We start from the raw sequence: 24782 nt of genomic DNA, 5'->3' as shown, positions 1-24782 counted from the left end.
TCGAAAGGACTTTGACCAGCAATGGCCGACGAGAACACCCCTGTGATGCCCGAAGAGGAGCCCGCCATCCCCGGCGTGGGCATGCGTGTCGAGCCTGTCGGGCTCGAGACGGAGATGCAGCGCTCGTACCTCGACTACGCGATGTCCGTCATCGTGTCGCGTGCGCTGCCCGACGTACGGGACGGCCTGAAGCCCGTGCACCGTCGCGTCCTGTACGCGATGTACGACGGCGGATACCGCCCCGAGAAGGGCTTCTACAAGTGCGCCCGCGTCGTCGGCGACGTCATGGGCACCTACCACCCGCACGGCGACTCCTCCATCTACGACGCCCTGGTCCGCCTGGCCCAGCCGTGGTCGATGCGGATGCCCCTGGTGGACTCCAACGGCAACTTCGGCTCCCCGGGCAACGACCCGGCGGCCGCCATGCGGTACACCGAGTGCAAGATGGCGCCGCTGGCCATGGAGATGGTCCGTGACATCGACGAGGAGACCGTCGACTTCACGGACAACTACGACGGCCGCAACCAGGAGCCGACGGTCCTGCCGGCGCGCTTCCCGAACCTGCTGATCAACGGCTCGGCGGGCATCGCGGTCGGCATGGCCACCAACATCCCGCCGCACAACCTCCGCGAGGTCGCGGCGGGCGCGCAGTGGGCGCTGGAGCACCCGGACGCCTCGCACGAGGAGCTGCTCGACGCTCTCATCGAGCGCATCAAGGGCCCCGATTTCCCCACCGGCGCACTAGTAGTGGGCCGAAAGGGCATCGAGGAGGCGTACCGCACGGGCCGTGGCTCCATCACGATGCGCGCGGTCGTCGCGGTCGAGGAGATCCAGAACCGCCAGTGCCTGGTGGTCACCGAGCTCCCCTACCAGACCAACCCCGACAACCTCGCGCAGAAGATCGCCGACCTGGTCAAGGACGGCAAGGTCGGCGGCATCGCCGACGTCCGCGACGAGACGTCCTCGCGCACGGGACAGCGCCTCGTCGTCGTCCTCAAGAGGGACGCGGTCGCCAAGGTCGTACTGAACAACCTCTACAAGCACACCGACCTCCAGTCGAACTTCAGCGCCAACATGCTGGCGCTCGTCGACGGCGTGCCGCGCACCCTCTCCCTGGACGCGTTCATCCGCCACTGGGTGACGCACCAGGTCGAGGTCATCGTCCGGCGTACGAAGTACAGGCTGCGCAAGGCCGAGGAGCGGGCCCACATCCTGCGCGGCCTGCTGAAGGCCCTGGACGCCATCGACGAGGTCATCGCACTCATCCGGGCCAGCCAGACCGTCGACGTCGCGCGTGAGGGCCTGATGGGCCTGCTCTCGATCGACGAGATCCAGGCCAACGCCATCCTCGAGATGCAGCTGCGCCGCCTCGCCGCCCTGGAGCGCCAGAAGATCGTCGCCGAGCACGACGAACTGCAGGCGAAGATCAACGAGTACAACGCGATCCTGGCCTCGCCCGAGCGGCAGCGCCAGATCATCAGCGAGGAGCTCGCGGCGATCGTCGACAAGTTCGGCGAGGACCGTCGCTCGGCGCTCGTGCCCTTCGACGGCGACATGTCCATGGAGGACCTGATCGCCGAGGACGACATCGTCGTCACGATCACGCGCGGCGGTTACGTCAAGCGTACGAAGACGGTGGATTACCGCTCCCAGAAGCGCGGCGGCAAGGGCGTCCGCGGCACGAAGCTGAAGGAGGACGACATCGTCGACCACTTCTTCGTGTCGACGACCCACCACTGGCTGCTGTTCTTCACCAACAAGGGCCGGGTCTACCGCGCGAAGGCGTACGAACTGCCGGATGCCGGACGCGACGCCCGCGGCCAGCACGTCGCGAACCTGCTCGCCTTCCAGCCGGACGAGAAGATCGCCGAGATCCTCGCCATCCGGGACTACGAAGCGGTGCCCTACCTGGTGCTCGCCACCAAGGGCGGTCTCGTGAAGAAGACCCCGCTCAAGGACTACGACTCACCGCGCGCCGGTGGCGTCATCGCGATCAACCTCCGTGAGACGGACGACGGCAAGGACGACGAGCTGATCGGCGCCGAGCTCGTCTCGTCCGAGGACGATCTGCTGCTCATCAGCAAGAAGGCACAGTCGATCAGGTTCACCGCAACGGACGATGCGCTGCGTCCCATGGGGCGCGCGACCTCGGGCGTCAAGGGAATGAGTTTCCGCGGTGGCGACGAACTGCTCTCGATGAATGTCGTCAGGCCGGGTACTTTCGTCTTCACCGCAACCGACGGTGGGTACGCGAAGCGCACCAACGTCGACGAGTACCGCGTCCAGGGCCGTGGCGGCCTCGGCATCAAGGCCGCCAAGATCGTGGAGGACCGCGGGGAGCTCGTGGGCGCGCTGGTGACGGAGGAGACCGACGAGATCCTCGCGATCACCCTGGGCGGCGGTGTGATTCGTACGCGAGTCAACGAGGTCAGGGAGACGGGCCGTGACACCATGGGCGTCCAACTGATCAACCTGGGCAAGCGCGATGCCGTGGTCGGTATCGCTCGTAACGCCGAGGCCGGGCGCGAGGCCGAAGAGGTCGACGGAGACATCGTCGTCGATTCGGCCGAGGGCGAGCAGGCCGACGGTACGGACGAGGGCACGGAGTCCGCGGCCGAGTAGCGCGAGGAGAGAGTCATCGTGAGTGGAGCCACGGGCGCCGGAGCTAGTGGAGCCGGCCCAGCCGGTACAGACGGTGTCCGTGGCTCCGCCACTGATTCTCCCGACTCGCATGAGTCTCGTGGATCCCAGGGGGGAACCGTGACAGACACCCGAGGGCCGCAGCCCGCACAGTCAGCGCAGTACGGCGGCGGGACTCAAGGAGCCCAAGGGACCCAAGGGGGCCAGGGGGCGCAGAACGCCACCGGTGCTCTGCCCGGCGAGCGCCAGCCCCAGCAGCAGGGATCGCAGCCGTACCACCCGCCGCAGGCCTACCAGCAGGGATCCCAGACGGGCTCCGTGCGCAGGCCGCGGACGGGGGCGCGCACGATGCCTCGTACGCGCAAGGCGCGGCTGCGGGTGGCCAAGGCCGATCCCTGGTCGGTGATGAAGGTCAGCTTCCTGCTCTCCATCGCGCTCGGCATCTGCACGATCGTCGCGGCCGCCGTGCTGTGGATGGTCATGGACGCCATGGGCGTCTTCTCCACGGTGGGCGGCACGATCTCGGAGGCGACGGGCTCGAACGAGTCCAACGGCTTCGACCTGCAGTCCTTCCTGTCGCTGCCGCGCGTCCTGATGTTCACGACGATCATCGCGGTCATCGACGTGGTCCTCGCCACGGCGCTGGCGACGCTCGGCGCGTTCATCTACAACCTCTCCGCGGGCTTCGTGGGCGGCGTTGAGCTGACGCTGGCCGAGGACGAGTAGTTCTCGCCTCTCGTTTCCCGTTCTCTTCCCGCTCTCTTGGTTACTGGTCCAGGGTCTCGCTCGTACGGAGCGGGGCCCTGTTCCGTATTGCGGCTGGGCCGGGCAGTGGGGTGGTCGGACCCTGGGGTGGACCAGCCTGAGCCGGGCTGAGCCCGGCCCGCACGGCCGGCCCGGTGCCCGCGGAGGTATCGATTTTGGGACTGGCCCGCACGTGCGCTAATCTTCAGAGGTCAGCGCGCGGGACATACCGCAGCGCGGCGGGGCTATAGCTCAGTTGGTTAGAGCGCATCCCTGATAAGGATGAGGCCACAGGTTCAAATCCTGTTAGCCCCACCAGCACAAAGACCCCCAGCCAATCGCGGCTGGGGGTCTTTGACATCTACGGCTGACATCAGCCGATGAGCGGATCTTCCAACAGGTCGGCGAGCAGCGAGACGGCTTCCCGCTCCCCGTCGCCCACAACGTGTGTATAGACATCCATGGTCATGCTGATCTGGCTATGCCGAAGGATCGCCTGAGCGACCTTGGGATGCACCTTCAGGAACGCGAGCAGGGTGCCGCAGGTGTGCCGAGCGAGCCGGACCGTGATCCGGCGGACTCCGGCACGCTTCACCAGAGCGTTGAACATCCGCGAGAACCCGACCGGGTCCGTCAGCCCACCGCGCTCGGACGAGAAGATCACGTCGTAGCCCGGCTCTTGCGCCCAGGCATCACCGACGATCTTCCGCTCCAGCTCTTGCAGCGTTCGCCGCTCCTCCAGGGCTCGGGCGCAGAACTCTGGCAGGGGTAGAACCGCCTGTGAGGACTCAGTCTTGAGGTCCTTGAGGACCAGGCCCACGCCCTTCTCGCGCTGGACCTGCTTGGTCGGCGTGAACTGTCCGGTCTCGAAGTCGATGTCCTGCCAGCGCAGGCCCAGGACCTCACTGCGGCGAAGGCCGAGGACGAGCACCAGGACGCAGGCGGCATAGAAGCGGTGAGCACGCGACGCCCGGAGGAAGGTGATCGCCTCCGGGGCGTTCCACGCCTTGCTCTTGTCCTTGCTGACCTTGGGCATGTCGACCAGCAGGGCGACGTTCCGCGTGAGGATCTCCTCTTTCACGGCGCGATTGAGCGCGTTCCGGAGGGTCCGCAGGACCTCGAAGCGGGTAGCCGCGCCGACCTTCGCGCGCGTGAGAGCACTCATGAACGCACGGAGCTGCGCCGGAGTGAGCTTGACCATCGACTTCTTGCCCAGGTGGGGTTCGAGGTAGAGCCGCACCTTGGACTCGTACTTCACGTACGTGTTGTGCTCCTTCTCCGGCTTCACGATGTGCTCTAGCCAGTAGGCCAGCCACTCGCCGAGCGACCACGAGCGAGACGGCACCGGGATGCCGTTCCGTTCCTGGTCCTGGAGCTTGCCGAGCTTCTCGTTGGCTTCGTCCCACGTCCGGCCGTACACGTACTTACGGACGCGGTTGCCGTCCGAGTCGGTGACGTACGCGGCTCCCTGGTAGCGGCCATCTGCCCGCTTGGTGATCGTTCCTCCGCCGTTGGGGCGTCGCTTGGCCATCAGGCAGCCTCCCCGATCTGACCGGTGATGAAGTCGCGAACCGCCTGGTCCGGGATACGGCGGCACCCGTCGACCTTGATGGACACCAGACGGTGCGTGCGGATCAGGTCGTAGACCTTGGTCCGACCTACCTTGAGTCGCGCCATGACATCGGGCACGGTCAGCAACTCGGGTACGGCGGTGGTCACGTGACGGCTCCTTCCATGTCGAGGAGCGTGGCTTTCTCCTCGCGGGCGAGTTCGCGGTTCTGCTCGATGTCGCGGCGGATGTTGGCCGCCAGCCAGGATTCGCCGGGGGTGTGGCCGTGCCCGGCGTAGGTCCAGTGGGCGAGGGTGAGGGTGGTCTCCTCCGGGATGTCGCCGGGGTCGGGCAGCCCGAGGGCGGCACGGTGTTGAGCGGCGCGGTAGTCGGCGCGGACCTGGCGCAGGGCGCCGAGGGTGGTCGAGTAGCGGCGCGACTTGGTGGAGAAGTGGCCACGGAAGCCGAGCATGTGGGCCCAGTCGCGGAGCTTGCGGTCTGGGTAGGCGTGGTGGAGGTCGAGGCAGGCTTCGATGAGCCGTCGGGGGTGGTCGGGCACGCCAAGCAGGGCCAGAGCCTCCTTGTTGCCGATGCGGCGGTCGACGGTGCCGGTGGTCTCGGCGGCCTTGGTGGCGTACTTCGCGACGTAGGAGGCCACGGCCTGTTCCGTGATCTCGGAGCCGTCGCCGAACGCTTTGACCGGCTGGACGTCGAGCCGGTCACCCCAGCGCAGGACGCGGGCGGGCTGGTCGCCGGAAGCCAATAGGTCGACACGAACACGGGACGCGGCGGCATGAATGGCGTCGGTGAGCAGCTGGAGGGTTGCCCAGAGCGGGGGCGGGGTGTCGGGTCCCTCTGGACCGTCGAACCGAATCACGGCGTGGAAGTGGATCGCACCGCGCTTCTGGTACTCGGCGACCTTGCCGAAGGACAGCCGGGCCTGTTCCTTCGCGGCATTCTGGGTGAGCCCGGCGCGGGCGGCGATCTCGCGGCGCAGGTAGATCGTGAAGAAGCGCCACAGCTCGGAGGCGTGGTTGTTCCACAGCACCGAGCCCGCGTAGTCGTAGGTCTCCGGGTCGAGCGGGGTGCCCAGCTCGGATGCGTCCTCCGAGTGCCGGGTGCCGCAGCGGCAGGCACGGGAGCCAGGCCGATTGTGGACCGGGCCGAAGCTGGGTGCGGTGAGGGTGGCGAAGACGCGGGGGTGTTCGCGCACGGTGTGCGGGGTGCCCTTGTCCGGGTCGCCGACGAGACCGGCACGGATCAGGTGGTAGGTGTCCCCGGCGTAGGTCCAGGCGCACGAGGGGCAGCGCGAGGCACGGCGGTTGCCGCAGGCGACCCGGAGTCTGCCGCCGGGTTCGTGCTCGGTGGAGTAGGAGTAGAGGGCCTGTCCGGTGGTGCGGTCGCGGGTGACGGTGGCGCCCTGGAGGTGGATCGGGTCGGAGCAGCCGCCGGTGCGGCGGATCTGGTCTTGGACGCGGTCGAAGCCGGGAGATCCGGCCACCCTCAGGATGTCGATGAGGGTGGCCGGGTCCAGGCCCGCCATGGTGGCGGTGTCGGTCATCAGCAGGTCACCGTCCGGCGCGAGCGAAGGCGGCGGCCGGGGTGGTGTGACCGTGGCCGTTGCAGGTGCGGCAGTCGGCCTGAAGGGTCACGCGGGAGCCGTCGCGGTTGCGGGCGCCGGTGGTGATGGCGACGGTGGCAAAGCCGTCGCAGTCGCGGCAGATACGACGGGCAGGAGTGGGCTGGGCCATGATGGGACTTCCCTTTCGGGTCCGTTGGATCTGGATGGGCGGAGCCGTCCGGGGCGGCGGAAGTTTGGCGACCGAGGCCGCCCCGGGGGGCGCTAGTACCTGCGAGAGCGACTCTTGGACCGAACAGGCCGTGAGCGCGTAGGGCGCCTGCGAGGTGAGCGGGAGCGGCCCTTGGAGGTGCGGCCGGATGAACCGCTGCTCTTGGATGCGCGGTTGAGCGTGTAGCTGAGACCGCAGCTCGCGGAAAGGACCGCGATGATGGATGCGGCGATGATCTGGACGACGAAGGCGAGCACCAGCAGCACGACCGCGCATCCTGCGGTGATGGCCAGGGTGAGCAGGATCGGGCCCTTGTAGGAGCGGGGGGCCTCCTGCACGATCACGACCGCTCGCGGGTCGGTGCCGGGCGGAAGACGCTCGTAGAGATCGGCGGGGATGTGACCGGCACGGAACTGTTCGTCAGGCAGTCGCATGGGACGGCGCTCCCTCGTCAGACCGTGCAGCGGTGGGTGCGGGCCGCGAGTTCAGCCGCCGAGCGATTGCCATGCTCGGTGGAGAAGCCGCAGTTCGGAGCCGTGCAGGCGGCAGTGTGCTTGGTGCGTCCGCGTCCGTCCTTGTAGCTGGCGACCTTGACGGGACCGATAAGGATCAGGTCGTAGAAGCGGTTCGGGCGAGGCATGGTGGATCTCCTCTCGTGTCAGGCGAGTTGGGCGACGAGCGTGCTGGCGAGTGCTTCGGGGACCCCGAGCCGGGCGCGCAGGGTGGCCGCGTCGATCCGGGTTCCGGTCCGTGTGTGGTGCTCGGTTGCGACCTTCCGGGCGTGCTCGATGAGCGCCGGGGGAACCGCAGGGGCCACCGCTTCGGGCAGCGCTGCAACCGGCTCGGAAATGGGGATCTCTTCGTGCTCGGGTTCCGGGTCCGGGGTGGGATTTTCAGGTGCGGGGGCCGGGGCTGCGGGCGCCGGCGGAACCGGCACCCGGTCCCCAGCCGGGTTGGGTGAGTGGGCCAAGAGTGTGCCGCCGAGGAAGGCCAGCGCGGGCCATCCGGCAACGCCGAACCGCAGCCAGGCCGGGGGGTGCTGCATGTCCAGGAATCCGGCGGTGGCCACGTTGGCGCCCAGCGAGGCCACCAGGGCGACCACGAACCAGCACCAGGCCAGCCGGGACGGTCCACCGGCCCGGAGCCGACGCCAGGCGGCGACCAACAGCAGGTCAACCGAGATCGGGTAGGCCCAGGCTTTCCAGCCGTCTTGTCCGGCAGCGGCGGCAAGGTCATGCAGGTGAGCGAAGGACAGCGCACCGGCGATGACGGCTTGCACGAGCACCGCATCCACGCGGATCGAGCGGTTCATGTCCTCACCTCCTTCGTGGGGTTGAGCCAGGGCGGGGATTCGTGTCCTGTCGCCCACCCCGGCGCGGTCAGCGTCGGTCGAAGCCGGGGCACCCGTTGACCATGTGGTCCACGCACTGCGGGCAGTCCCCCCTCAGGCCCCTGTGCACCGTGCGGTCATGGGCGTGCCTCCAGCACTGCGGGCACTCGTCCTCAGGCGTGGACTCAGCGGTACGCGGCGACTTTCCGAACAGAGCCATCACGGGGTTCCTCTCCTGTTGGCGGCGGGTGTTCAGTCCTGGAGCGCTTCGCCGGTGCCCCAGCACTTGGTGCACAAGGCGGTCTGCTGGTTGGCGGTGGCGCGTCCCTTGCGGGCGCCGACCCGGACGGTTTCGGTGATCTCGCCCTTGCCCTTGCACTCCGAGCACTTCTTGACCCGGGGCTTGGCGGCGGGCTTGCGTACGGCCATGAGCGGTCTCCCATCTGGCTTTTGGCATGGGGCGGGTAGGGACGTGGCGCGAGATGGTCACGCCGACCGGGAAGCGGGGATGCGCTGTTACTCGGTGACCGGCCGTGGATTCACCAGCGGCGGGGCAGGCTCCGGCGGCTCGGGGCGCACGAGCGGCCGGAAGGGGGCCAAGAAGGCCAGCTCGGGAGTGAGATGAGTGAACTCCCGGCAGATAGCCGCAGCCTCAGCGGGCGTCATGGCGGGAGTGCGGATACGGGACCAGCCGCCGGAGGAGTCACCGGCCACCGCCACCCCGGGGCGATCCGGTGCGATGGTGGTCACAGCCTGGACCGCTTCAGGGGCGATGTCCCCCAGGCCCATCTCACCGGTCTGTTTGTCGTTGACGCGGTGCACGACGCGGCCGGTGAGCTGGGCTCGGAGTGTGGTGGCGCCCTTGCCGAGTTCGGAGCCGAAGCGCTGCCCGCAGATCTCCAGGTAGATGCCGATCGCGCGGGCCATCTGCGAGAGCCGGACCATCTGCATGACCATCTGGTCCCGGGCCGCTTCATCCTTCTTGGCGGCCACGAGGAAGAGTTCGGCGACCTCGTCGACCAGGACCACCAGCGGCACCGGGCGGGCATCCTCCGGCAGGTCCCACAGGTCGGAGGCGCCGTGCAGGCTGAGCAGGTCGAAGCGGTCTTCCATCTCGATGACCAGTGCGTCCAGCAGGCGTCCGGCCTCTTGGGGGGTGGTCGCCAGCGCCGACAGGCGAGGGGCGTACCGGCTCTGTTCCACCCCGCGCTTGCAGTCGATGCCGACCAGCCCCACTGGCAGTTTCGCCAGACCGGCGACCAGGTTGCGCTGATACATCGACTTGCCCGACTGGTTGGCACCGAGCGTCAGGGCGTGCGGCACCTGGGGATAGTCCCGGGCGAACACCGAGCCGTCCTCCCGCAGCGCGACGGGAACGACCATCGGGCCGTCGACCTTCGAGCGCGGCATGCGGACCCGGGCAAGGACGTCATAGCCGGTCATCCGGAGTTCGACGATGCCTGGACGGGTCTCCCGCACGATTACCGAGCGAACTCCCCACGCGTGCCGCAGCCGTTCAGAGGCCGCCGCCAGATCCGCTGGTTCCAGCCCGGCGGGGAGCCGCAGGGAGATTCGTAGTCCGGTGGAGGTGGGCCGCACCCGGCGGACCTTCGGGGGCTGCGGCCGAACCTCCCGCCGGGCCACGTTGCGGGTCATGAACGCCCGCAGGCCCGAGGGCTGCACCGTGAGCCCGCAGACCTCCATCGTGGAGCGGTAGGTCAGCATGAACCGGCCCCAGGTGAGCGGCAGGCCGACCAGCGACCAGTACACGCGAGGAGCGCGGACCTTCGCGAAGCCGAGTCCACCGGCGACCGCCGCGACAGCGGCAAGCAGTAACCAGCCGGTCAGGTTCTCCATGATCAGGACCCCGTCGTGATGGCGACGGCACGGAAGGAGATGCCGTGGCGCTTCTGGCCGTTGAACTCGTTCTCCCAGTCACGCGCCTTGAGGCCGACCACCGAGACATGCATGCCCGGCGTCAGGCTCTCCGGGATACCCGTCTCCGGCACAGTCACCTGGTAGAGGTTCCCCTCTCCCTCGTCCGAGATGAGCAGGCCCACCGTCGACAGAGCCGCGCCGGTTTCCCGGTCCATGGCCCGCTCGCCGGTCTGCTTGTTGATGACCTTGGGCGTCGGGGCGGTCGCCACGAACACCACAGCGGTCGAAACGTCGATCTTGAAGGACGGCATGGAAGTTCTCCTCACAGAGGGTGAGAGCGGGAGTGGAATCAACCTCCCTAGGGAGATTGAAGCGCACCTCCCTAGGGAGGTCAACCATCCTTTTCAAGGGTGCCGTCACAAAGCGACTCAAGGGCACAGCAAAAAGGCCCACCGAAGTGGGCCTTTGTGTTCACTTGCTTAAATTCTGATGGAGCGTCAGCTGTCGAAGGTGTAGCGCAGGGCGTAGGCGCCAGCATCCAGCAGCATCCGGTTGACCTCGACCGCGCGCCCCTCCGATGTGAGGGCCGTTCGACAAATCTCGATCACTGGCGTCCCCGGAAGGATGGCCAGAGCCGATGCTTCCTCAGAGTTGGGCATACGAGCTCGCAGGTCCTCGCCGAAGCGAACGGGTTCAGCTCCAAGCTCCGCCAGGCGCTTATAGATACCGCCCTCGCCGGGGTCAGGTTGAGCGATACGAGACCCTCGCACCAGATCGGCAGACAGATAGGAGACAGCCCTGAGCACCGGCTCATCGTCCACTAGGTACCGCCGACTGCGCACAACCACGCGCGCACCTTCATCGAGCCCAAGCGCGCGGGCCGCCCAACGAGGAGCCTCCTCCTCGCGAACCTCCAGATCGGCGACGGTCATTGGGCGCTCGCCGACATCGCTCGACCAGATCGACTCACCCGCATCCCGCCGTTCCCGCGAAAGGCGCTTCGTGGCGTCACGAAGGATCGGCTTGAACTCCCGCACGTACGTGCCGGAGCCGGGGCGTGAGACCGCAGCACCTTCCGCCACGAGCAGTTTCAGTGCGCCGCTCGCTGTCATCTTGGCCACGCCGTATTCCCTGACGAGCGCGGGCTCCCCTGGGAGTCGAGCACCAGGCCCGAACTCACCATCATCGATCCGTGCCCGCAGGTCGTCGGCGATCTGCCGCGCCGTTTCGGGCATCGATCAGCCTCCAGGTCCCTAGGGTGGTTCCACCGTACCGGTGACTACCACCGAGCGCGAAGACAAGAGCGGAAGGAATTCACAGAGTGCGCAAATCCCTACATTCGGTATCCGTGGTGGGGGTCGTCATACGTGAGGACGGACGCGTGCTGGTGATCCGTCGTGCCGACAACGGGCGGTGGGAACCGCCAGGCGGTGTGCTTGAGAGGGACGAGAAGATCGAGGTTGGGGTGTGCCGCGAGGTCTATGAAGAGACCGGGATCAAGGTGCACGTCGAGCGGCTCACCGGGGTCTACAAGAACATGACGATGGGTGTCGTCGCCCTGGCCTTCCGATGTCGGCCGAATGGTGGTCGCGAACAGCTCTCGGACGAGTCGACCGCTGTGGAGTGGCTACCCCCGGACGAAGCCATGACCAAGATGAGTGAGGCCCACAGCGTCCGCATCGCAGATGCCCTGACCGACGACCTGGTGCCCCACATCCGAACCCATGACGGCCGCAAGCTCATCGAGCCGGACGGCAACTAGGCCAACTGCCCGTGGGTCGAAGAGCTGTTACGAGTTTCTCTACCTCATCAAGCACCCGGCTGCGCTCCGCTCCGCCGGGCGGGCTTCCCGGCTCCGCTCGGGGCTGCCGCTCCTGCCTCCGGCCCGCTCCGCCCCGGCTGCGCCGACGCCCGCCCACACATGGATAAGGCCCGGGGCCATGAGCCGAACACCGTAACCATGGCGGCCCTGGTCAAGGACATGCCTCCGGCGGGGGCGCTCTGACTCTGGGATGGCGGGGGCGCCGCTTGCGAGTGCCGGGCGAATGGGGCGGGCGTAGGAAGCTCCCATCCCGTCTGCCATCGACCCAGGCAGAGCCGAGCGGACGCGGCCCAGGGCGTCAAGGTCGTTCGTACAGTGGCGCGCTCCACCTTGACGCCCTGAACCACGCCCACTCCACGGTGTGTGGGTCGACGGCAGACGGGATGGGAGCTGGGGTGAGTGGTGGGTGGAGGACGGGGCGCGAGGGGATACTGCCGACGTGAACGCCACCGTCGCAGTCGCAGCCATCACAGCCGGATCTACTCTTTGTGGTGCTGCGTTAACCGGCGGTTTCACCCTCTGGTTGCATGCGAAGCAGAGTGCTTCCCAGCGCGCGTCAGCTCGGGAAGAAGCGCGTCGCACTGCCTACGCCACGTTTCTGACCGCAGCGACACAAGCATGGATGGCGCTCGACGACATATGGACGTTGAGGCCGCCCTCACACCTCTCCGAGCAGGCGCCAGCCCAAATCGCCACAGCCGAAGCGGCCCTCAAAGACCTGGACCACGCTATGCACGTGGCAGTGCTCCACGGCCAGTAGAGGTGAGCGAGCCCGCTGGAGCCATCTACTTCAAAGCAGTCGAGGAGTATGTGACCGCTACCGGCCTGCTGCTGAATGGCACAGGCCGACGTGAGACAGCGTCACAGCTTCACGGAAGAACGGCCCCCGACCGAGCAGGCCGCCTAAGTCAGCGACATGTCTTCGTCGTGGTGGCTCGCCGGGCATCCGGAGGGGAACAGCACCTCTGAGCAGCCCACAGCGAGTGTCGCTGGAAGTGAAATCGTGTTGTCGCTCTCGTGCCAAAACAGATGGAGCTGGACGCGCATACCTCGGGAGAGGCAGGGGGCGCCTTTTCAAGACGGCCCGGACTCGTGACATCAGCACCTGACACCAACACGGACGGACGACGTCGGTCTACGCCGAACCTCGGCAGCCGTCGAGCAGGGGCAGGCGTGCGGTTAGACGAGGTCGAGGAGCCCCATTGATCGACCTGATAAGGATGAGGCCACAGGTTCAAATCCTGTTAGCCCCACAGATACGAAGAAGACCCCCAGCCGACGGGCTGGGGGTCTTCTTCGTATCTGTGTCTTCGTCTGTCTTCGTCTGTCTGTGTCTGTGGGGCTGTCTGTGTCTGCGGGGCCCTGGTGTGACTACGGCTCCGCGGCGAGCCCGCCCGGATGGGCTTCGGCCTCAATGGCCGTCTCCGTGCCGTCCGTGGGGAGGTGTCGGCAGCTCGGGGACGATCCGTGGGCCTCGGCGCGGATGCGTTGCTTCATCGTGGGCGGCAGGGACCGTTCGTACGCTGCTGCCCAGTAGGCCGCGAGCGGGGCCGTCATGGCCGGCGTGCTCTTGCACGTTTCCGTGGCCTGCTGCACGGGCGTGGCCGCCGTTGCCGTGGTCGTGAATCCCAGTGTGGCGAAGAGTGCGAGGAAGGCGGTGATGAGCGTGGTCCACAGCTTCATGGCCTTGGTGCCGGTCATGGCGTCTCACTTTCGGGTTGGGCGATTTGCGTACTTTCCTCATGATGTGTATGCGGGGCCGAGAGTGGGGGACCGACGCTCGTGGCGCGTCGATGTTCAGATGAACACCACCCGTATGGCCGTAAAAGGCCCCTGGAGGGCCTGGCAGAGGTCCGGGCGAGGTCCGGAGCGGTGAATGTCGCGGCGGGCCGTGAGGCGGCGGAGAGCGGCGATGCCCGATTCGACTGCTGTGTTCAGGGCGGCAGTTGGGGTGGATCCAGGTCACCGATCGGTATCGGTCGGTGTGTATAGTCGGGCGCCAGAGGTCCCTTACGTCAAGAAAGACGAGGTCGCGCGGTGAAGAAGCTTCTCCTGGTCGCACTGGCCGCCATCGGCGGGCTCCTCGTGTACCGCCAGATCCAGGCGGATCGCGCCGAGCAGGATCTGTGGACGGAGGCGACTGACTCCGTGCCCACGGGTTCGTGAGTACCGACAACAGTCTCTTTACAGAGCCCCGGTCGCTTCTGCGGCCGGGGCTCTGTGCTGTCCGGATCTCTTCGGTCCTGCGGCCGATCCGGTTTGCGCGGGCAAGCTCTCGCCTTGCGTGAGCAAAGACTGTCGGGCTTCCGCGTGAGCAGAGGTTGTCGTGCTTCCGCGTGGGCATAGTGGGCGGGACGGCTGGGGCTCAGGGGAGGGGTGGCGCGTGATGGGGCGGCTGGGCAGAGGCCGGGCGATGTCGGCCGTGGGGGCGGCAGCACTGTGCGCGGTGATGGCGTTCCAGGCCCCGGGACAGGCCGGGGCCGCGGCGGGCGGCACGTCGAGTCCGAACCCGGGTCCGAACGCGAGCCCGTACGCCTTCGCCGAAGGGGCCACGTCGGTCGACGGCGCGCAGAACAGCGTGGACAGCGTGAGGCTTACGCCCGGGGCTACGTACAAGAGCTCCCTCGCGCGCGGGGGCAAGGTCTACTACCAGCTCCGACTCGACGCCAGTGAGACCGTGTACGTCTCAGCGACCGCCGTTCCCGGCCTTGATGCCAAGGTCGCCTATGGGGACGGCGTAGAGGTGTCCTTGCAGGACGCGAACGGCAACAACTGCGACTCCGGAGACGCGCGATTCGGTACGTCGCAGAGTCCGCGGCCCATTTCCGCCTGGGCGGTACGTGCGGTGGGCCCCGCCGAGAACCGGTGCAAAGCGGCCGGCACGTACTACGTGGTGGTGGAGCGGAACAGTGACCCCGGCTCCAGTACGGAGACGTGGGACACGGAGCTTCGTGTCGTCTCGGAGCCCGGAGTGTCCAAGAGAGGCTCCACGACGCCACCCGACTCGTGGAACTCCGCCTCGCCCACGCCGGCCGACGGTACACGCGAGGAACGCAGGGGCGGCACGGGCTTCAACGATGCGCGGGCGCTGAAGACGGGCGTCTGGGGCGACCGGATCAAGCCGGGCCAGACGCTCTTCTACCGTGTGCCGGTCGACTGGGGGCAGCAGATCTCCGCCAGTGCCGAGCTGGGCAGTGCGAGCGGGGGCAGGGACGAGTACGTCACGTCGGCGCTCGTGATGTCACTGGCCAATCCGGTTCGCGCACGCATCGACGACGCCGACACGGCATACGACGGCCAGCAGAAGACGACCGCGCTGAAACCAGTGGCTCCCGTGGCGTACGAGAACCGCTTCTCTCCGATGGACCGCGTGGCCGGAACCCGGTTCGCCGGGTGGTACTACCTCTCGGTCCACCTCAACCCGCAGGTCGCCCGGCAGTTCGGCAAGGGGCCGCTGGACCTGACGCTGCGGGTGAACGTCGACGGGGTGGCGAAGGAGGGGCCCGCGTACGTGGGGACAGCGCGGCCCGCCGACGAGTTCAGCGTCACCGGTGAGGACGAGGACGCGGCGGTGCGGGGTGAGACGGATGCCGGGAGCGGTGGCGGCAGCGGGAACGGCAAAGGCGACGGAGACGCCATGAAGGTGGTTGCCGCCGGTGGGTTCGGTGGTGGGGCCTTGCTGCTGACGGTCCTGGGTGTGTGGACGCTGATCGGGCGGCGGAGGGCTGCGGCTGCGGCTTCCGCTTCGACCGCGAACGGCAGTTGAGGGCGGCCAGACGTCAGATCTGGGTCAGGGCCCAGATGCCCACCGCGAAGCACGCCAGAGCGGCGAGCAGCATCGGGATCGCCACCTTCGCGGGCGGTCCCGGTCGTTTCTGTCGCCTCTGCCGGTGCGGAACCGGCCGGTGCTGGAGTGGAACCTGCGGGGCGTGGGCGGTGTATGGATAAGTAGGGGCGGATACGCCATGCGCCAGTTCCATCACGGAATGTGACGGATGGTGCGCCGGGAGCTGGGCGGGGGTCTGAGCCGGTACGTGGACTGGGACCGGAGCGGGAGCGGGAGTCGGAGCCGGAAACGAGTGGGGGGAGGGGACATGCGGGGACTGAGCGGGGGGACCGGGCGGCGGAGGCGGCGTTGCCGGTTGCTGTATCGGCTGGACCGGTGGCTGGGCCTGTACCTGCTGATCGTGCTGAGCCTGCTGCACCGACTGCACCGACTGCACTGGCTGCACCGGTTGCACCGACGGCGGCGTGGCCTGCGGTGGCATCGACTGCGGTGGCGTCGCCTGTGGAGGTGGTGGCGGAGGCGTCTGCGGGTAGCTGCCGGTCTGGGGTGCGGAGAGAGGCGGGGGCGGTACGGAAGGGGGAGCGAAGCCTGGCTGCTGCGGTGGGGCCGTGAGAGGGCCGTCGGGCCCGAACCCCTTTGGGAGCGGACCCAGTTGGTCGAAGATCTCCACGATCTCGTCGTCGGGCCCCGGCTCGGGCAGCAGCTCGGTGGCCGAGTTCAACGCCTTGCGCGCGCCCGTGGCGGTGCGGAACCGCGCTTGCGGATCCGGCTGCAGAAGCGTGGCGACGACCTGCCACAGCGGCTCCGGCACGCCCTGCGGCGCCCCAGGTGTGCCCTGCGCGGCGAAGTGCTCGATCAGCGCCTTGGCGTCCGGCTTGGCGCCCTGCAGCAGATAGAGGGCGACCAGGCCGACGGCGAAGAGATCGGCCGTGAAGTGCGGCTCGGCGCCCAGCATTTGCTCGGGCGCGAAGTAACCGGGCGTCCCCACGACGTGGTTGGTCTCCGTCAGGCGTGGCTCGCCCATCCGCATGGAGATGCCGAAGTCGGAGAGCCGCAGATGCGGGCGCGCGATGCCGGTGGCCTCGAGCAGGATGTTGGCGGGCTTGATGTCGCGGTGCACGACCCCCTCGGCGTGCACCGCCGCGAGCCCGGAGAGCAGCTGGTCCAGGAGCGTGCAGACCAGGCGGGGCGGCAGCGGGCCGTAATCCCCGACCACATGGGCCAGCGAGCCGCCGGCGACCAAGGCCATGGTGAACAGGACCTTGTCGTCGTCGGCGGCCCAGCTGGCGGGCGCGAGTACATGAGGGTGGTCGATCCGCAGCGCCTGCTCCCGCACGAAGCGCAGCAGCGCGTGCGCGTCGCTCTGCTGGAGGACCTTGGCCGCCACATAACGGCGCCGCCGGTGGTCCCAGGCGCGCCAGACCGCTCCGACTCCCCCGCGGCCGACCGGGTCGACCAGTTCGTAGCGGCCGGCGAAGACCTCACCCATGGTCGCGCATTGCTCCCCCTCCGGGCCGCCCGGTGGCCCGGTCGACGGCTCAGTTCTGGTGCGCCTCGTAGTGGGCGACCGCGTCCGCGGTGCGTCCGGCACCGTATACCCGGAGGAACTCTGCCAGTTCCGGGTGGGTCGGGGCGAGGGAGTCCGCGGCATCGATGATGTCGCCCGCCGCCGCGACGGAGCGCAACAGCGACTGGATCTCGCGCACCACGCGCTTCACCGTGGGCGCACCCGAACTCGTCGTCGCCTGCGTCGTGTTGGTCAGTACGGAGCCGCCCTGGGACTTCTTGATCTCGTCCATGCGGTCGGTGGCCTCGGCGGCGCTCACGCTGCCGTCGGCGACCTGGCCCGCCAGCTCCTGGAGGAGCTGGACGCGCTGGACGACCGCCGGGTTGCCGATCTTGGCGCGCTGTCCGCTCATCAGCTGGGACAGCATGGGCGCGGACAGACCGAGGACGCCGGCGAGGCGTGCCTGGTTGAGGCCCAGATCATCGATGAGACGACGGAAGAGCGCCCCCAGCGGCTCTCCGTACCAGTTCCGCTGGAGCTCTCGTGCTCTCGCGGTCGTCTCTTGTTGTGCGGCGTCCATTGCGTCTCCCCATCGCTTCCCCAAAAACCGTGGTTCGCTGCCGCGAACCACGCCGAGCATCTTACGGAGCGTGGTCGTTCACCGGGACCCCCAATCCTTTTGCGAGATCTGGGGGGAGACCCGGTACTCTGGTCTGCGTTGCTCACCGGAGCGGGAATCTTCCGGCTGGGCGCACCATTTTTGGGGCCTTAGCTCAGTTGGTAGAGCGCTGCCTTTGCAAGGCAGATGTCAGGAGTTCGAATCTCCTAGGCTCCACAGAAACGCCGTAGGGCGGGTGGTCCCCAGCTGGGGACCACCCGCCCTACGGCGTTTTCAGTACGGTCAGCGCAGGTCAGCGCAGGTCGTCGCGCTCCGAGGCTTCCGACTCGGCCTGCTTGGCCTGGACCTCGGGGTCGAGTGAGGCCTGACCGCTGCCGTCGACCGAAGTCAGCGGCGCGCTGTCGGGGACCTCGGTCGCGGCCGGCGGCTCGACGAGCCAGTCCGGGTTGGCCTGCTTGTCCCACCACTTCCAGGCGGCCACCGCGCCACCCGCGAGGACGCCCAGGACCACGAGGCCCTTGGCGACGCGTCCGGCGCGGGCCCGGCGGTTGTGCTTGCGGGCCAGCCGCTGGATCTCCTTGGGAGTGACCTCACCGCGCAGCGCGGCGAGGGCCGCGGCCCCGCGGGACGCCGCCTCGTCGCGGACGGGCTGAGCCACGGCCACGGCGTGCTCGATCCGGGGCTTCGAGTAGTCGGCGGCCTGCTTGGCTGCCTTGCGGGTCTGCTTGGCCGCCTTGCGGGTGCGGACAGCGGCTTCGTGCGCGGCGTGGTCGACCTTCGGCGGCACATGCGTACGGGCCTGCTCGATGCGCGGGCCGACGTGAGCGCCGTACTGGACACGGGCTTGCTCGGCGGCCTGCGACACCTTGGGCGCGAGGCGGGCACGGCTTTCGTGCGCGTAATGGACGGCCTGCTCCTTGGCCGTTCCGGCGTAAGGGGCCACCGCCTCCGCGGCATGCCGCACGCTGTCCCTAGCCGAACCGGTCGCGGCGCGCACGCTGTCGATGCGGGTCACAGGATCCTCCTCCTCGGTGGCTTATAGGTATGTCACCTTTCCACCCTTTCAAGGATCATGCCTTCCGGATCGCTCCGAGGCATGACGCAGCCGGGCATCCGGGTGCGATCATTCTGATCAAATCGGCACAAGGGGAGTGCTTTGCCGACAATGCCACGGATCGTCGCGGCGCGCGCCCACTCGGTGACTACTCGTCGCAATCCGGTCCGTGGGAGGATCGAACGTCACAGAGGACAACGGAAGGCAGACCGTGGCCGAGCAGCTTTACGCCACCCTGAAGACCAACCGAGGCGACATCGAGGTGCTGCTGCACCCCAACCACACGCCGAAGACGGTCAAGAACTTTGTCGAGCTCGCTCAGGGCGAGCGTGAGTGGGTCCACCCGGCGACCGGCAAGAAGACCACGGACCGGCTCTACGACGGCACGGTCTTCCACCGCGTCATCAGCGGCTTCATGATCCAGGGCGGCGACCCGCTGGGCAACGGCACGGGCGGCCCGGGCTACGAGTTCGCGGACGAGTTCCACCCCGACCTCGCCTTCGACAAGCCCTACCTGCTCGCCATGGCCAACGCCGGCCCGGGCACCAACGGCTCCCAGTTCTTCGTGACGGTCTCCCCGACCGCCTGGCTCACCCGCAAGCACACCATCTTCGGTGAGGTCACGGACCCGGCGAGCCAGAAGGTCGTCGACGAGATCGCGGCCACGCAGACCAACCCGCGCACCGACCGCCCGGTGAACGACGTGGTCATCGAGTCCGTCGTCATCGAGACCCGCGACGCCTGACACCGGCGCATCCCACCAGGGAACCAAACCGCCCCGCTCATCCGTAAGGAAGGGCGGGGCGGTGCGTTCGCACGCGTGGGCGTCGCCGTGCCTTCGTACGGAAATTGAGGGGACCCCATGGACCAGGCACCAGGCAGCCCGCAGGGGCCGAAGGACGCATCGCGCCTCCCCGGCTGCTATCGGCATCCGGACCGCGAGACCGGCATCAGCTGCACCCGCTGCGAGCGTCCGATCTGCCCGGAGTGCATGATCAGCGCCTCGGTCGGCTTCCAGTGCCCCGAGTGCGTGAGCGAGGGATCGGGCACCGGCCACGCGCCCACCGCGAACCAGCCGCGCACGCTCGCGGGCGGTTCGATCACCGACGACCCGCGTCTGGTCACCAAGATCCTGCTCGGTCTGAACGTCGCGGTGTTCATCGCCGTCCTCGCCATGGGCGACCGCCTGGTCAATGAGCTGGTCCTGATCGGGGCGTGGCCGCCGGAACCCTTCGTGCCGACCGAAGGCGTCGCCGAAGGCCAGTGGTACCGCCTGGTCACGTCGATGTTCACGCACCAGGAGGTCTGGCACATCGCGTTCAACATGCTCGGCCTGTGGTGGCTCGGCGCCCCTCTGGAAGCAGCGCTCGGCCGCGCCCGCTATCTCTCGCTCTACCTGCTGTCCGGCCTGGCCGGCGGGGCACTGACGTATGTCGTAGCGGCCCCGGACCAGGCCTCGCTCGGGGCGTCCGGGGCGATCTTCGGGCTGCTCGGCGCGACGGCGGTCCTGATGCGGCGCCTGAACTACGACATGCGTCCCGTCATCGCGCTGCTCGCGCTGAACCTGCTCTTCACCTTCACCTGGAGCGGCATCGCCTGGGAGGCGCACGTCGGCGGTCTGGTCGCCGGTGTCGCGATCGCGTACGGGATGGTGCACGCGCCCCGCGAGCGGCGGACGCTCGTGCAATGGGGGACCTGTGCCGTGGTGCTGGTCGTCATCCTGGTGACCGTGGTCGTCAGGACCGCTCAGCTCATCTGAGAACCCCCGGGACGGCCCCGTTGTCGTCCGATGGCCAAAGTTGTCCACAGCGTGTGCCCACGCTTGTGCATTCTGTGGGGAACAACAGTGCCCCTTGTCGCTGACCTGGGTTTCCCCAGGAAGGACAAGGGGCCTGTGAGGGCTTACGGGCGATCAGCCAGTCATACCGGCGTCAACACCGAGAGGGTTATCCACAGATCGTCGTTCTTTTCCCCAGCCCGTGCCGGAATGTGGATAGCGCTGTGGATAACTCAGGGCAAGGCTTGCGCACAGCCCTGCGGAGGTGGGGCTACTTCCACTGTGTGGAGACGCCGAACCCCGCAGCGATGAAGCCGAAGCCGACCACGATGTTCCAGTTGCCCAGCGGGTCGATCGGCAGCTTGCCGTCGGTGACGTAGAAGACGACGATCCAGGCGAGCCCGATGAGGAACATCGCGAGCATCACCGGAGCCACCCAGCTACGGCTGGTCAGCTTGATGTTCGTCGCCTTCTTCGCGGGCGGCGTGTAATCGTCGGCCTTCTTGCGGATCCGTGACTTCGGCACGAGGGTCTCTCCTGTCGATACGGGGAGCTGAGCCCTCCCCCGGGCGTCCGTTAGCGTAGTGCTTCCGCGGCGCTGAAGGAGATAAGGGTACGTTGAGCAATTCTGCCGACTCCCCCACAGGTCCGGGTCGTCGCCCTCGCTGGCGGCCGGTCCGGTTGCTGACGGCCGCCGTTTTCGCCCTCGCGGGCCTCATCTTCTTCACCAGCTTCAACACGGCCAAGGGCACGAACATCCGTACCGACGCCTCTCTCCTGAAGCTCTCCGACCTGATCCAGGAACGCAGCCACAAGAACGGCAAGCTGGACGAGTCCAACGGCTCGCTGCGTGACGACGTCGAGTCCCTGGCCGAGCGCGACAACGGCGGCACCAAGGCCGACGAGGCGCGGCTCAAGGCCCTGGAGAAGAACGCGGGCACCAAGAAGCTCAGCGGTGACGCGGTCTCCGTCACCCTCGCCGACGCCCCACCGAACGCCACCGCCAAGCTCCCCGGCTACCCCGAGCCCCAGCCGAACGACCTGGTCATCCACCAGCAGGACCTCCAGGCCGTCGTCAACGCGCTCTGGCAGGGCGGAGCCGAGGGCATCAAGGTCATGGACCAGCGGCTCATCTCCACCAGCGCCGTCCGCTGCGTGGGAAACACCCTGATCCTCCAGGGCCGCGTCTACTCGCCCCCTTACAAGGTGACCGCGGTCGGTGACCCGGAGAAGCTCAAGACGGCGCTCGCCGCGTCCCCGGAGATCCAGAACTACATGCTGTACGTGAACGCGTACGGCCTCGGCTGGAAAGTCGATGACGACGGGGCGATGACTCTTCCCGGCTACTCGGGCACAGTGGATCTCCACTACGCGAAGCCCGTGGAGTAAGCCGCCCGTCGAGCAAGCCGCTGGGGGAGCCTGTGTCGGTGCGAGTGCTCGTCAGGACGTTCAGCGAACTGTGCATCACCGTCGGCACATTGATCGTGCTCTTCGTGGTGTACGTCCTGTTCTGGACCGGCGTGAAGGCCGACAACGCCATGGACAGCCAGATCGACACACTGCAGGACCAGTGGGCGCAGGGTTCGGTGCCGGCGCAGGCGGATGACGCGCCTTCGGAGACGTCGTCCCCGAAGCAGCCCCCTTCTTACGAAGACGGCAAGCCCTTCGCCGTGATGTACATCCCGCGCTTTGGTTTCACGTGGAACAAGCCGGTGCTCCAGGGCACGGGCACCGACGTACTCAAGAAGGGCCTCGGTCACTACGGGGACACCGCGCAGCTCGGCCAGCGGGGCAACTTCGCCGTGGCGGGCCATCGCCGCACCTACGGAGACCCGTTCAAGGACTTCCCCGAGCTACGGCCGGACGACCCCGTGGTCCTGACCGACGGCACCACATGGTTCACCTACCGCATCGACAAGAAGCCGTACAAAACGCTGCCCGGCGACATAGGTGTCATCGATCCGGTTCCGCGCAAGTCCGGATACGAGGGGCCGGGCCGTTACCTCACGCTTACCACCTGTGAGCCAGAGTGGGGCCACAGCCACCGGTTGATCGTCTGGGCACACCTTGATGCCACCCAGCCCGTCGAGGCCGGGAAACCGGAGGCACTGCGCCGTTAGTCTGGTGCCGTACGGCTACGGAAGGGACGGCATGTACGGCTGGATCTGGCGGCATCTGCCGGGAAACGCTTGGGTAAGGGCGCTGCTTTCGCTGATGCTCGTCTTCGCTGTGGTCTACGTACTCTTCCAGTACGTCTTTCCCTGGGCCGAGCCGCTGCTTCCCTTCAACGATGTGACGGTGGACGGCCAGTGAGTCCTGTGAGCCCGGTGAGCCCTGTGAGTACCGAAGAGCGCCCCCGCCGCATCCTGGTCGTCGACAACTACGACAGCTTCGTCTTCAACCTCGTCCAGTACCTCTACCAGCTCGGTGCCGAGTGCGAGGTCGTGCGCAACGACGAGGTCGAGCTGCGCCACGCACAGGACGGCTTCGACGGCGTCCTGCTGTCCCCGGGACCGGGCACCCCGGAGCAGGCGGGTGTCTGCGTCGACATGGTGCGCCACTGCGCCGGCACCGGTGTGCCCGTGTTCGGCGTCTGCCTCGGCATGCAGTCGATGGCGGTGGCGTACGGCGGAGTGGTGGACCGTGCGCCGGAGTTGCTGCACGGCAAGACGTCCCCGGTGGTCCACGAGGGCAAGGGTGTCTTCGCCGGTCTGCCGTCGCCGTTCATCGCGACGCGCTATCACTCGCTCGCCGCCGAGCCGGCCACGGTTCCGGCCGAGCTGGAGGTGACCGCGCGTACGGAGGACGGCATCATCATGGGCCTGCGCCACCGTGAACTGCTGGTCGAGGGCGTGCAGTTCCACCCCGAGTCCGTCCTCACCGAGCACGGCCATCTGATGCTCGCCAACTGGCTCGTCGAGTGCGGCGACAAGGGGGCGGTCGGCCGGTCGAGCGGGCTTGCCCCGGTGGTGGGCAGGGCCACGGCGTGACCGCGTTGCGTCCCGAGCGCGATTCCTCCGGAGTTCCGTACGACGAGCAGTACGCGTCGTACGGGGAGCCTGGGGCGTTTGAGGAGCCCGGGGCGTTCGAAGCGGCTGTCGATCACCTTGCCGATCCGCTGACCGACCCACTGCCGGGTCAGCACCCTTCACCGTGGTTCCGCAGCGGTCCCGCCGAGCCGGAGCCGCCACGGCAGCCGGTGCCGCCGCAGCAGCCGGAGCAGCCTCAGGAGCGGGAGTGGTACGACCCCGAGGGGTACGCCCGCGACTGGTACGGGGTGCGGGAGCCGACGTACGAGGAGCTGTACGGCGCGTACGCCCCTCAGCAGGCGGCATCCGAAGTCCCGCAGCCCCAGCCCCAGCCGCCGGTCGACGACGAGACCGTAGGCCTGCGTACGGCGGACACGCGCCGAATAGCGGATCCGGAACCGGCCCACGACGCACCGCTGGAAGGCGAGGGCCGCGCCGCGCGCCGCAAGGCCGCCAGGAAGGGCTCCCCGCGCCCCTCAGGCAGTGGCGGCGCCTCCGGCAGCTCCAGTGCCACCGCGGGCTCCGCCGCCCCCCTCTCCCGCGTGGAGGCCCGTCGCGCCGAGCGCGCGCGCAGGCCCACCACGGGCGCCGTGGTGAGCCGGGGGATCGGCGAGCTGTTCATCACCGTCGGCGTCCTGATGCTCCTGTTCGTCACGTACCAGCTGTGGTGGACGAACATCCGCGCCCACCAGCAGGCCAACGGCGCCGCCAGCGACCTTCAGGAGAAGTGGGCGAAGGGCAAGGGCAAGCCGGGCGCGTTCGAGCCCGGACAGGGCTTCGCGCTCCTGCACATCCCCCGCCTCGACGTGGTCGTGCCGATCGCCGAGGGCATCGACAAGTCGAAGGTCCTGGACCGCGGCATGGTCGGGCACTACAACGAGGGCGGCACCAAGACGCCCATGCCGGACGCCAAGAAGGGCAACTTCGCGGTCGCCGGGCATCGCAACACCCATGGTGAGCCGTTCCGTTACATCAATCAGCTCGAACCGGGCGACCCCATCATCGTGGAGACGCAGGACAAGTACTTCGTCTACAAGATGGCGAGCATCCTGCCGCAGACCCAGCCCAGCAACACCTCGGTGATCGGGCCGGTACCGCCGGGGTCGGGCTTCACCAAAGAGGGCCGGTACATCACACTGACCACCTGCACCCCGGAATTCACGAGTAAGTATCGAATGATCGTCTGGGGCAAGATGGTCGAGGAACGACCGCGCGGCAAGGGCAAACCGAGCGCGCTCGTCAATTAGAACGGTGAG

28 protein-coding genes and 2 tRNA genes are annotated in these 24782 nt (G+C 67.9%); 14 read left to right on the top strand and 16 right to left on the bottom strand.

Going from position 1 to position 24782, the window contains the following annotated elements; genetic code table 11:
* Positions 1–21: 21 nt before the first annotated feature.
* From gyrA to OG302_RS21115, 3 genes are all read left to right on the top strand, one after another.
* On the top strand, positions 22–2622 hold the full coding sequence (gene gyrA / locus OG302_RS21125; RefSeq protein WP_371528201.1) for a DNA gyrase subunit A: 2601 nt from the start codon (positions 22–24) through the stop codon (positions 2620–2622).
* 18 nt (positions 2623–2640) lie between these two features.
* Positions 2641–3366, top strand: coding sequence for a DUF3566 domain-containing protein (locus tag OG302_RS21120; RefSeq protein WP_371528200.1), 726 nt, complete (start codon positions 2641–2643; stop codon positions 3364–3366).
* Between the two features lie 259 nt (positions 3367–3625).
* A tRNA-Ile gene (locus OG302_RS21115) sits at positions 3626–3702 on the top strand.
* 55 nt (positions 3703–3757) lie between these two features.
* Here the strand turns inward: OG302_RS21115 and OG302_RS21110 are convergent.
* The 11 genes from OG302_RS21110 to OG302_RS21060 all read right to left on the bottom strand — a co-directional run bounded on the left by OG302_RS21110 (position 3758) and on the right by OG302_RS21060 (position 11166).
* A complete protein-coding gene (locus OG302_RS21110; RefSeq protein WP_371528199.1) occupies positions 3758–4915 on the bottom strand; it encodes a tyrosine-type recombinase/integrase in 1158 nt (385 codons plus the stop codon).
* The gene (locus OG302_RS21105; protein WP_371528198.1) at positions 4915–5103 is read right to left on the bottom strand and encodes a helix-turn-helix domain-containing protein; all 189 of its coding nucleotides are present in this window, start codon (positions 5101–5103) and stop codon (positions 4915–4917) included. The genes OG302_RS21110 and OG302_RS21105 overlap by 1 nt, the downstream gene beginning before the upstream one ends.
* Positions 5100–6494 (bottom strand): replication initiator protein RepSA, encoded by a 1395-nt coding sequence (gene repSA / locus OG302_RS21100; RefSeq protein ID WP_371528197.1) that lies wholly within the window; start codon positions 6492–6494, stop codon positions 5100–5102. Before repSA ends, OG302_RS21105 begins: the two co-directional genes overlap by 4 nt.
* A 7-nt stretch (positions 6495–6501) precedes the next feature.
* A complete protein-coding gene (locus OG302_RS21095; RefSeq protein ID WP_371528196.1) occupies positions 6502–6684 on the bottom strand; it encodes a hypothetical protein in 183 nt (60 codons plus the stop codon).
* Between the two features lie 92 nt (positions 6685–6776).
* Positions 6777–7157 carry a hypothetical protein gene (locus OG302_RS21090; protein WP_371528195.1) on the bottom strand — a complete coding sequence of 127 codons (381 nt, stop codon included), beginning with the start codon at positions 7155–7157 and terminating at the stop codon, positions 6777–6779.
* Positions 7158–7174: 17 nt separating this feature from the next.
* Complete coding sequence (locus OG302_RS21085) at positions 7175–7363, bottom strand: mobile element transfer protein (RefSeq protein ID WP_371528194.1); 189 nt, start codon at positions 7361–7363, stop codon at positions 7175–7177.
* A gap of 18 nt (positions 7364–7381) precedes the next feature.
* Positions 7382–8035 (bottom strand): DUF2637 domain-containing protein, encoded by a 654-nt coding sequence (locus tag OG302_RS21080; protein WP_371528193.1) that lies wholly within the window; start codon positions 8033–8035, stop codon positions 7382–7384.
* A 270-nt stretch (positions 8036–8305) separates the two neighbouring features.
* Positions 8306–8482, bottom strand: coding sequence for a hypothetical protein (locus tag OG302_RS21075; protein WP_371528192.1), 177 nt, complete (start codon positions 8480–8482; stop codon positions 8306–8308).
* An 87-nt stretch (positions 8483–8569) separates the two neighbouring features.
* Positions 8570–9910, bottom strand: a complete 1341-nt coding sequence (locus OG302_RS21070) for an FtsK/SpoIIIE domain-containing protein (protein WP_371528191.1) — start codon at positions 9908–9910, stop codon at positions 8570–8572.
* 2 nt (positions 9911–9912) lie between these two features.
* Positions 9913–10242, bottom strand: coding sequence for a hypothetical protein (locus OG302_RS21065; protein ID WP_371528190.1), 330 nt, complete (start codon positions 10240–10242; stop codon positions 9913–9915).
* 186 nt (positions 10243–10428) lie between these two features.
* Positions 10429–11166, bottom strand: coding sequence for a GntR family transcriptional regulator (locus OG302_RS21060; RefSeq protein WP_371528189.1), 738 nt, complete (start codon positions 11164–11166; stop codon positions 10429–10431).
* 77 nt (positions 11167–11243) lie between these two features.
* Here OG302_RS21060 and OG302_RS21055 point away from each other — a divergent pair, with 77 nt between their 5' ends.
* Positions 11244–11693 (top strand): NUDIX domain-containing protein, encoded by a 450-nt coding sequence (locus OG302_RS21055; protein WP_371750182.1) that lies wholly within the window; start codon positions 11244–11246, stop codon positions 11691–11693.
* Positions 11694–13124: 1431 nt separating this feature from the next.
* On the opposite strand, the gene OG302_RS21050 is transcribed toward OG302_RS21055, so the two are convergent.
* Positions 13125–13454 carry a DUF6344 domain-containing protein gene (locus OG302_RS21050; protein WP_371528188.1) on the bottom strand — a complete coding sequence of 110 codons (330 nt, stop codon included), beginning with the start codon at positions 13452–13454 and terminating at the stop codon, positions 13125–13127.
* A gap of 336 nt (positions 13455–13790) precedes the next feature.
* Between OG302_RS21050 and OG302_RS21045 the strand changes: the two genes are divergently transcribed.
* A complete protein-coding gene (locus OG302_RS21045; protein WP_003999697.1) occupies positions 13791–13919 on the top strand; it encodes a DLW-39 family protein in 129 nt (42 codons plus the stop codon).
* 247 nt (positions 13920–14166) lie between these two features.
* Positions 14167–15519, top strand: a complete 1353-nt coding sequence (locus tag OG302_RS21040) for a hypothetical protein (RefSeq protein WP_371528187.1) — start codon at positions 14167–14169, stop codon at positions 15517–15519.
* A gap of 13 nt (positions 15520–15532) precedes the next feature.
* Here the strand turns inward: OG302_RS21040 and OG302_RS21035 are convergent, their stop codons facing one another.
* Positions 15533–17029, bottom strand: a complete 1497-nt coding sequence (locus OG302_RS21035; protein WP_371528186.1) for a serine/threonine-protein kinase — start codon at positions 17027–17029, stop codon at positions 15533–15535.
* Between the two features lie 49 nt (positions 17030–17078).
* Positions 17079–17627: a DNA-binding protein gene (locus tag OG302_RS21030; protein ID WP_361828966.1), complete on the bottom strand. Its 549-nt coding sequence runs from the start codon at positions 17625–17627 to the stop codon at positions 17079–17081.
* A 182-nt stretch (positions 17628–17809) separates the two neighbouring features.
* On the opposite strand from OG302_RS21030, the gene OG302_RS21025 reads away from it, so the two are divergent.
* A tRNA-Ala gene (locus OG302_RS21025) sits at positions 17810–17882 on the top strand.
* Between the two features lie 76 nt (positions 17883–17958).
* Here OG302_RS21025 and OG302_RS21020 read toward each other — a convergent pair.
* Positions 17959–18681, bottom strand: a complete 723-nt coding sequence (locus OG302_RS21020; RefSeq protein ID WP_371528185.1) for a DUF5324 family protein — start codon at positions 18679–18681, stop codon at positions 17959–17961.
* Between the two features lie 250 nt (positions 18682–18931).
* On the opposite strand from OG302_RS21020, the gene OG302_RS21015 reads away from it, so the two are divergent.
* Positions 18932–19465 carry a peptidylprolyl isomerase gene (locus tag OG302_RS21015; RefSeq protein ID WP_361828969.1) on the top strand — a complete coding sequence of 178 codons (534 nt, stop codon included), beginning with the start codon at positions 18932–18934 and terminating at the stop codon, positions 19463–19465.
* 117 nt (positions 19466–19582) lie between these two features.
* Positions 19583–20479 (top strand): rhomboid family intramembrane serine protease, encoded by an 897-nt coding sequence (locus OG302_RS21010; RefSeq protein WP_371528184.1) that lies wholly within the window; start codon positions 19583–19585, stop codon positions 20477–20479.
* A gap of 289 nt (positions 20480–20768) precedes the next feature.
* On the opposite strand, the gene crgA is transcribed toward OG302_RS21010, so the two are convergent.
* Positions 20769–21023, bottom strand: a complete 255-nt coding sequence (gene crgA / locus OG302_RS21005; RefSeq protein WP_160506128.1) for a cell division protein CrgA — start codon at positions 21021–21023, stop codon at positions 20769–20771.
* Between the two features lie 92 nt (positions 21024–21115).
* Between crgA and OG302_RS21000 the strand changes: the two genes are divergently transcribed.
* The 5 genes from OG302_RS21000 to OG302_RS20980 are packed head-to-tail and all read left to right on the top strand — an operon-like array spanning position 21116 to position 24773.
* Positions 21116–21886, top strand: a complete 771-nt coding sequence (locus OG302_RS21000) for a DUF881 domain-containing protein (RefSeq protein WP_371528183.1) — start codon at positions 21116–21118, stop codon at positions 21884–21886.
* 38 nt (positions 21887–21924) lie between these two features.
* A complete protein-coding gene (locus OG302_RS20995) occupies positions 21925–22617 on the top strand; it encodes a class E sortase (RefSeq protein WP_371528182.1) in 693 nt (230 codons plus the stop codon).
* Positions 22618–22621: 4 nt separating this feature from the next.
* A complete protein-coding gene (locus tag OG302_RS20990; RefSeq protein ID WP_371750399.1) occupies positions 22622–22810 on the top strand; it encodes a hypothetical protein in 189 nt (62 codons plus the stop codon).
* Positions 22811–22833: 23 nt separating this feature from the next.
* Positions 22834–23487: an aminodeoxychorismate/anthranilate synthase component II gene (locus OG302_RS20985; RefSeq protein ID WP_371528181.1), complete on the top strand. Its 654-nt coding sequence runs from the start codon at positions 22834–22836 to the stop codon at positions 23485–23487.
* Positions 23484–24773, top strand: a complete 1290-nt coding sequence (locus OG302_RS20980) for a class E sortase (protein WP_371528180.1) — start codon at positions 23484–23486, stop codon at positions 24771–24773. The genes OG302_RS20985 and OG302_RS20980 overlap by 4 nt, the downstream gene beginning before the upstream one ends.
* The last annotated feature ends 9 nt before the right edge of the window (positions 24774–24782 follow it).

This window comes from Streptomyces sp. NBC_01283 (genome assembly GCF_041435335.1).
Classification (GTDB): Bacteria; Actinomycetota; Actinomycetes; order Streptomycetales; family Streptomycetaceae; genus Streptomyces.
This window is presented reverse-complemented; position numbering and strand designations above follow the sequence as displayed.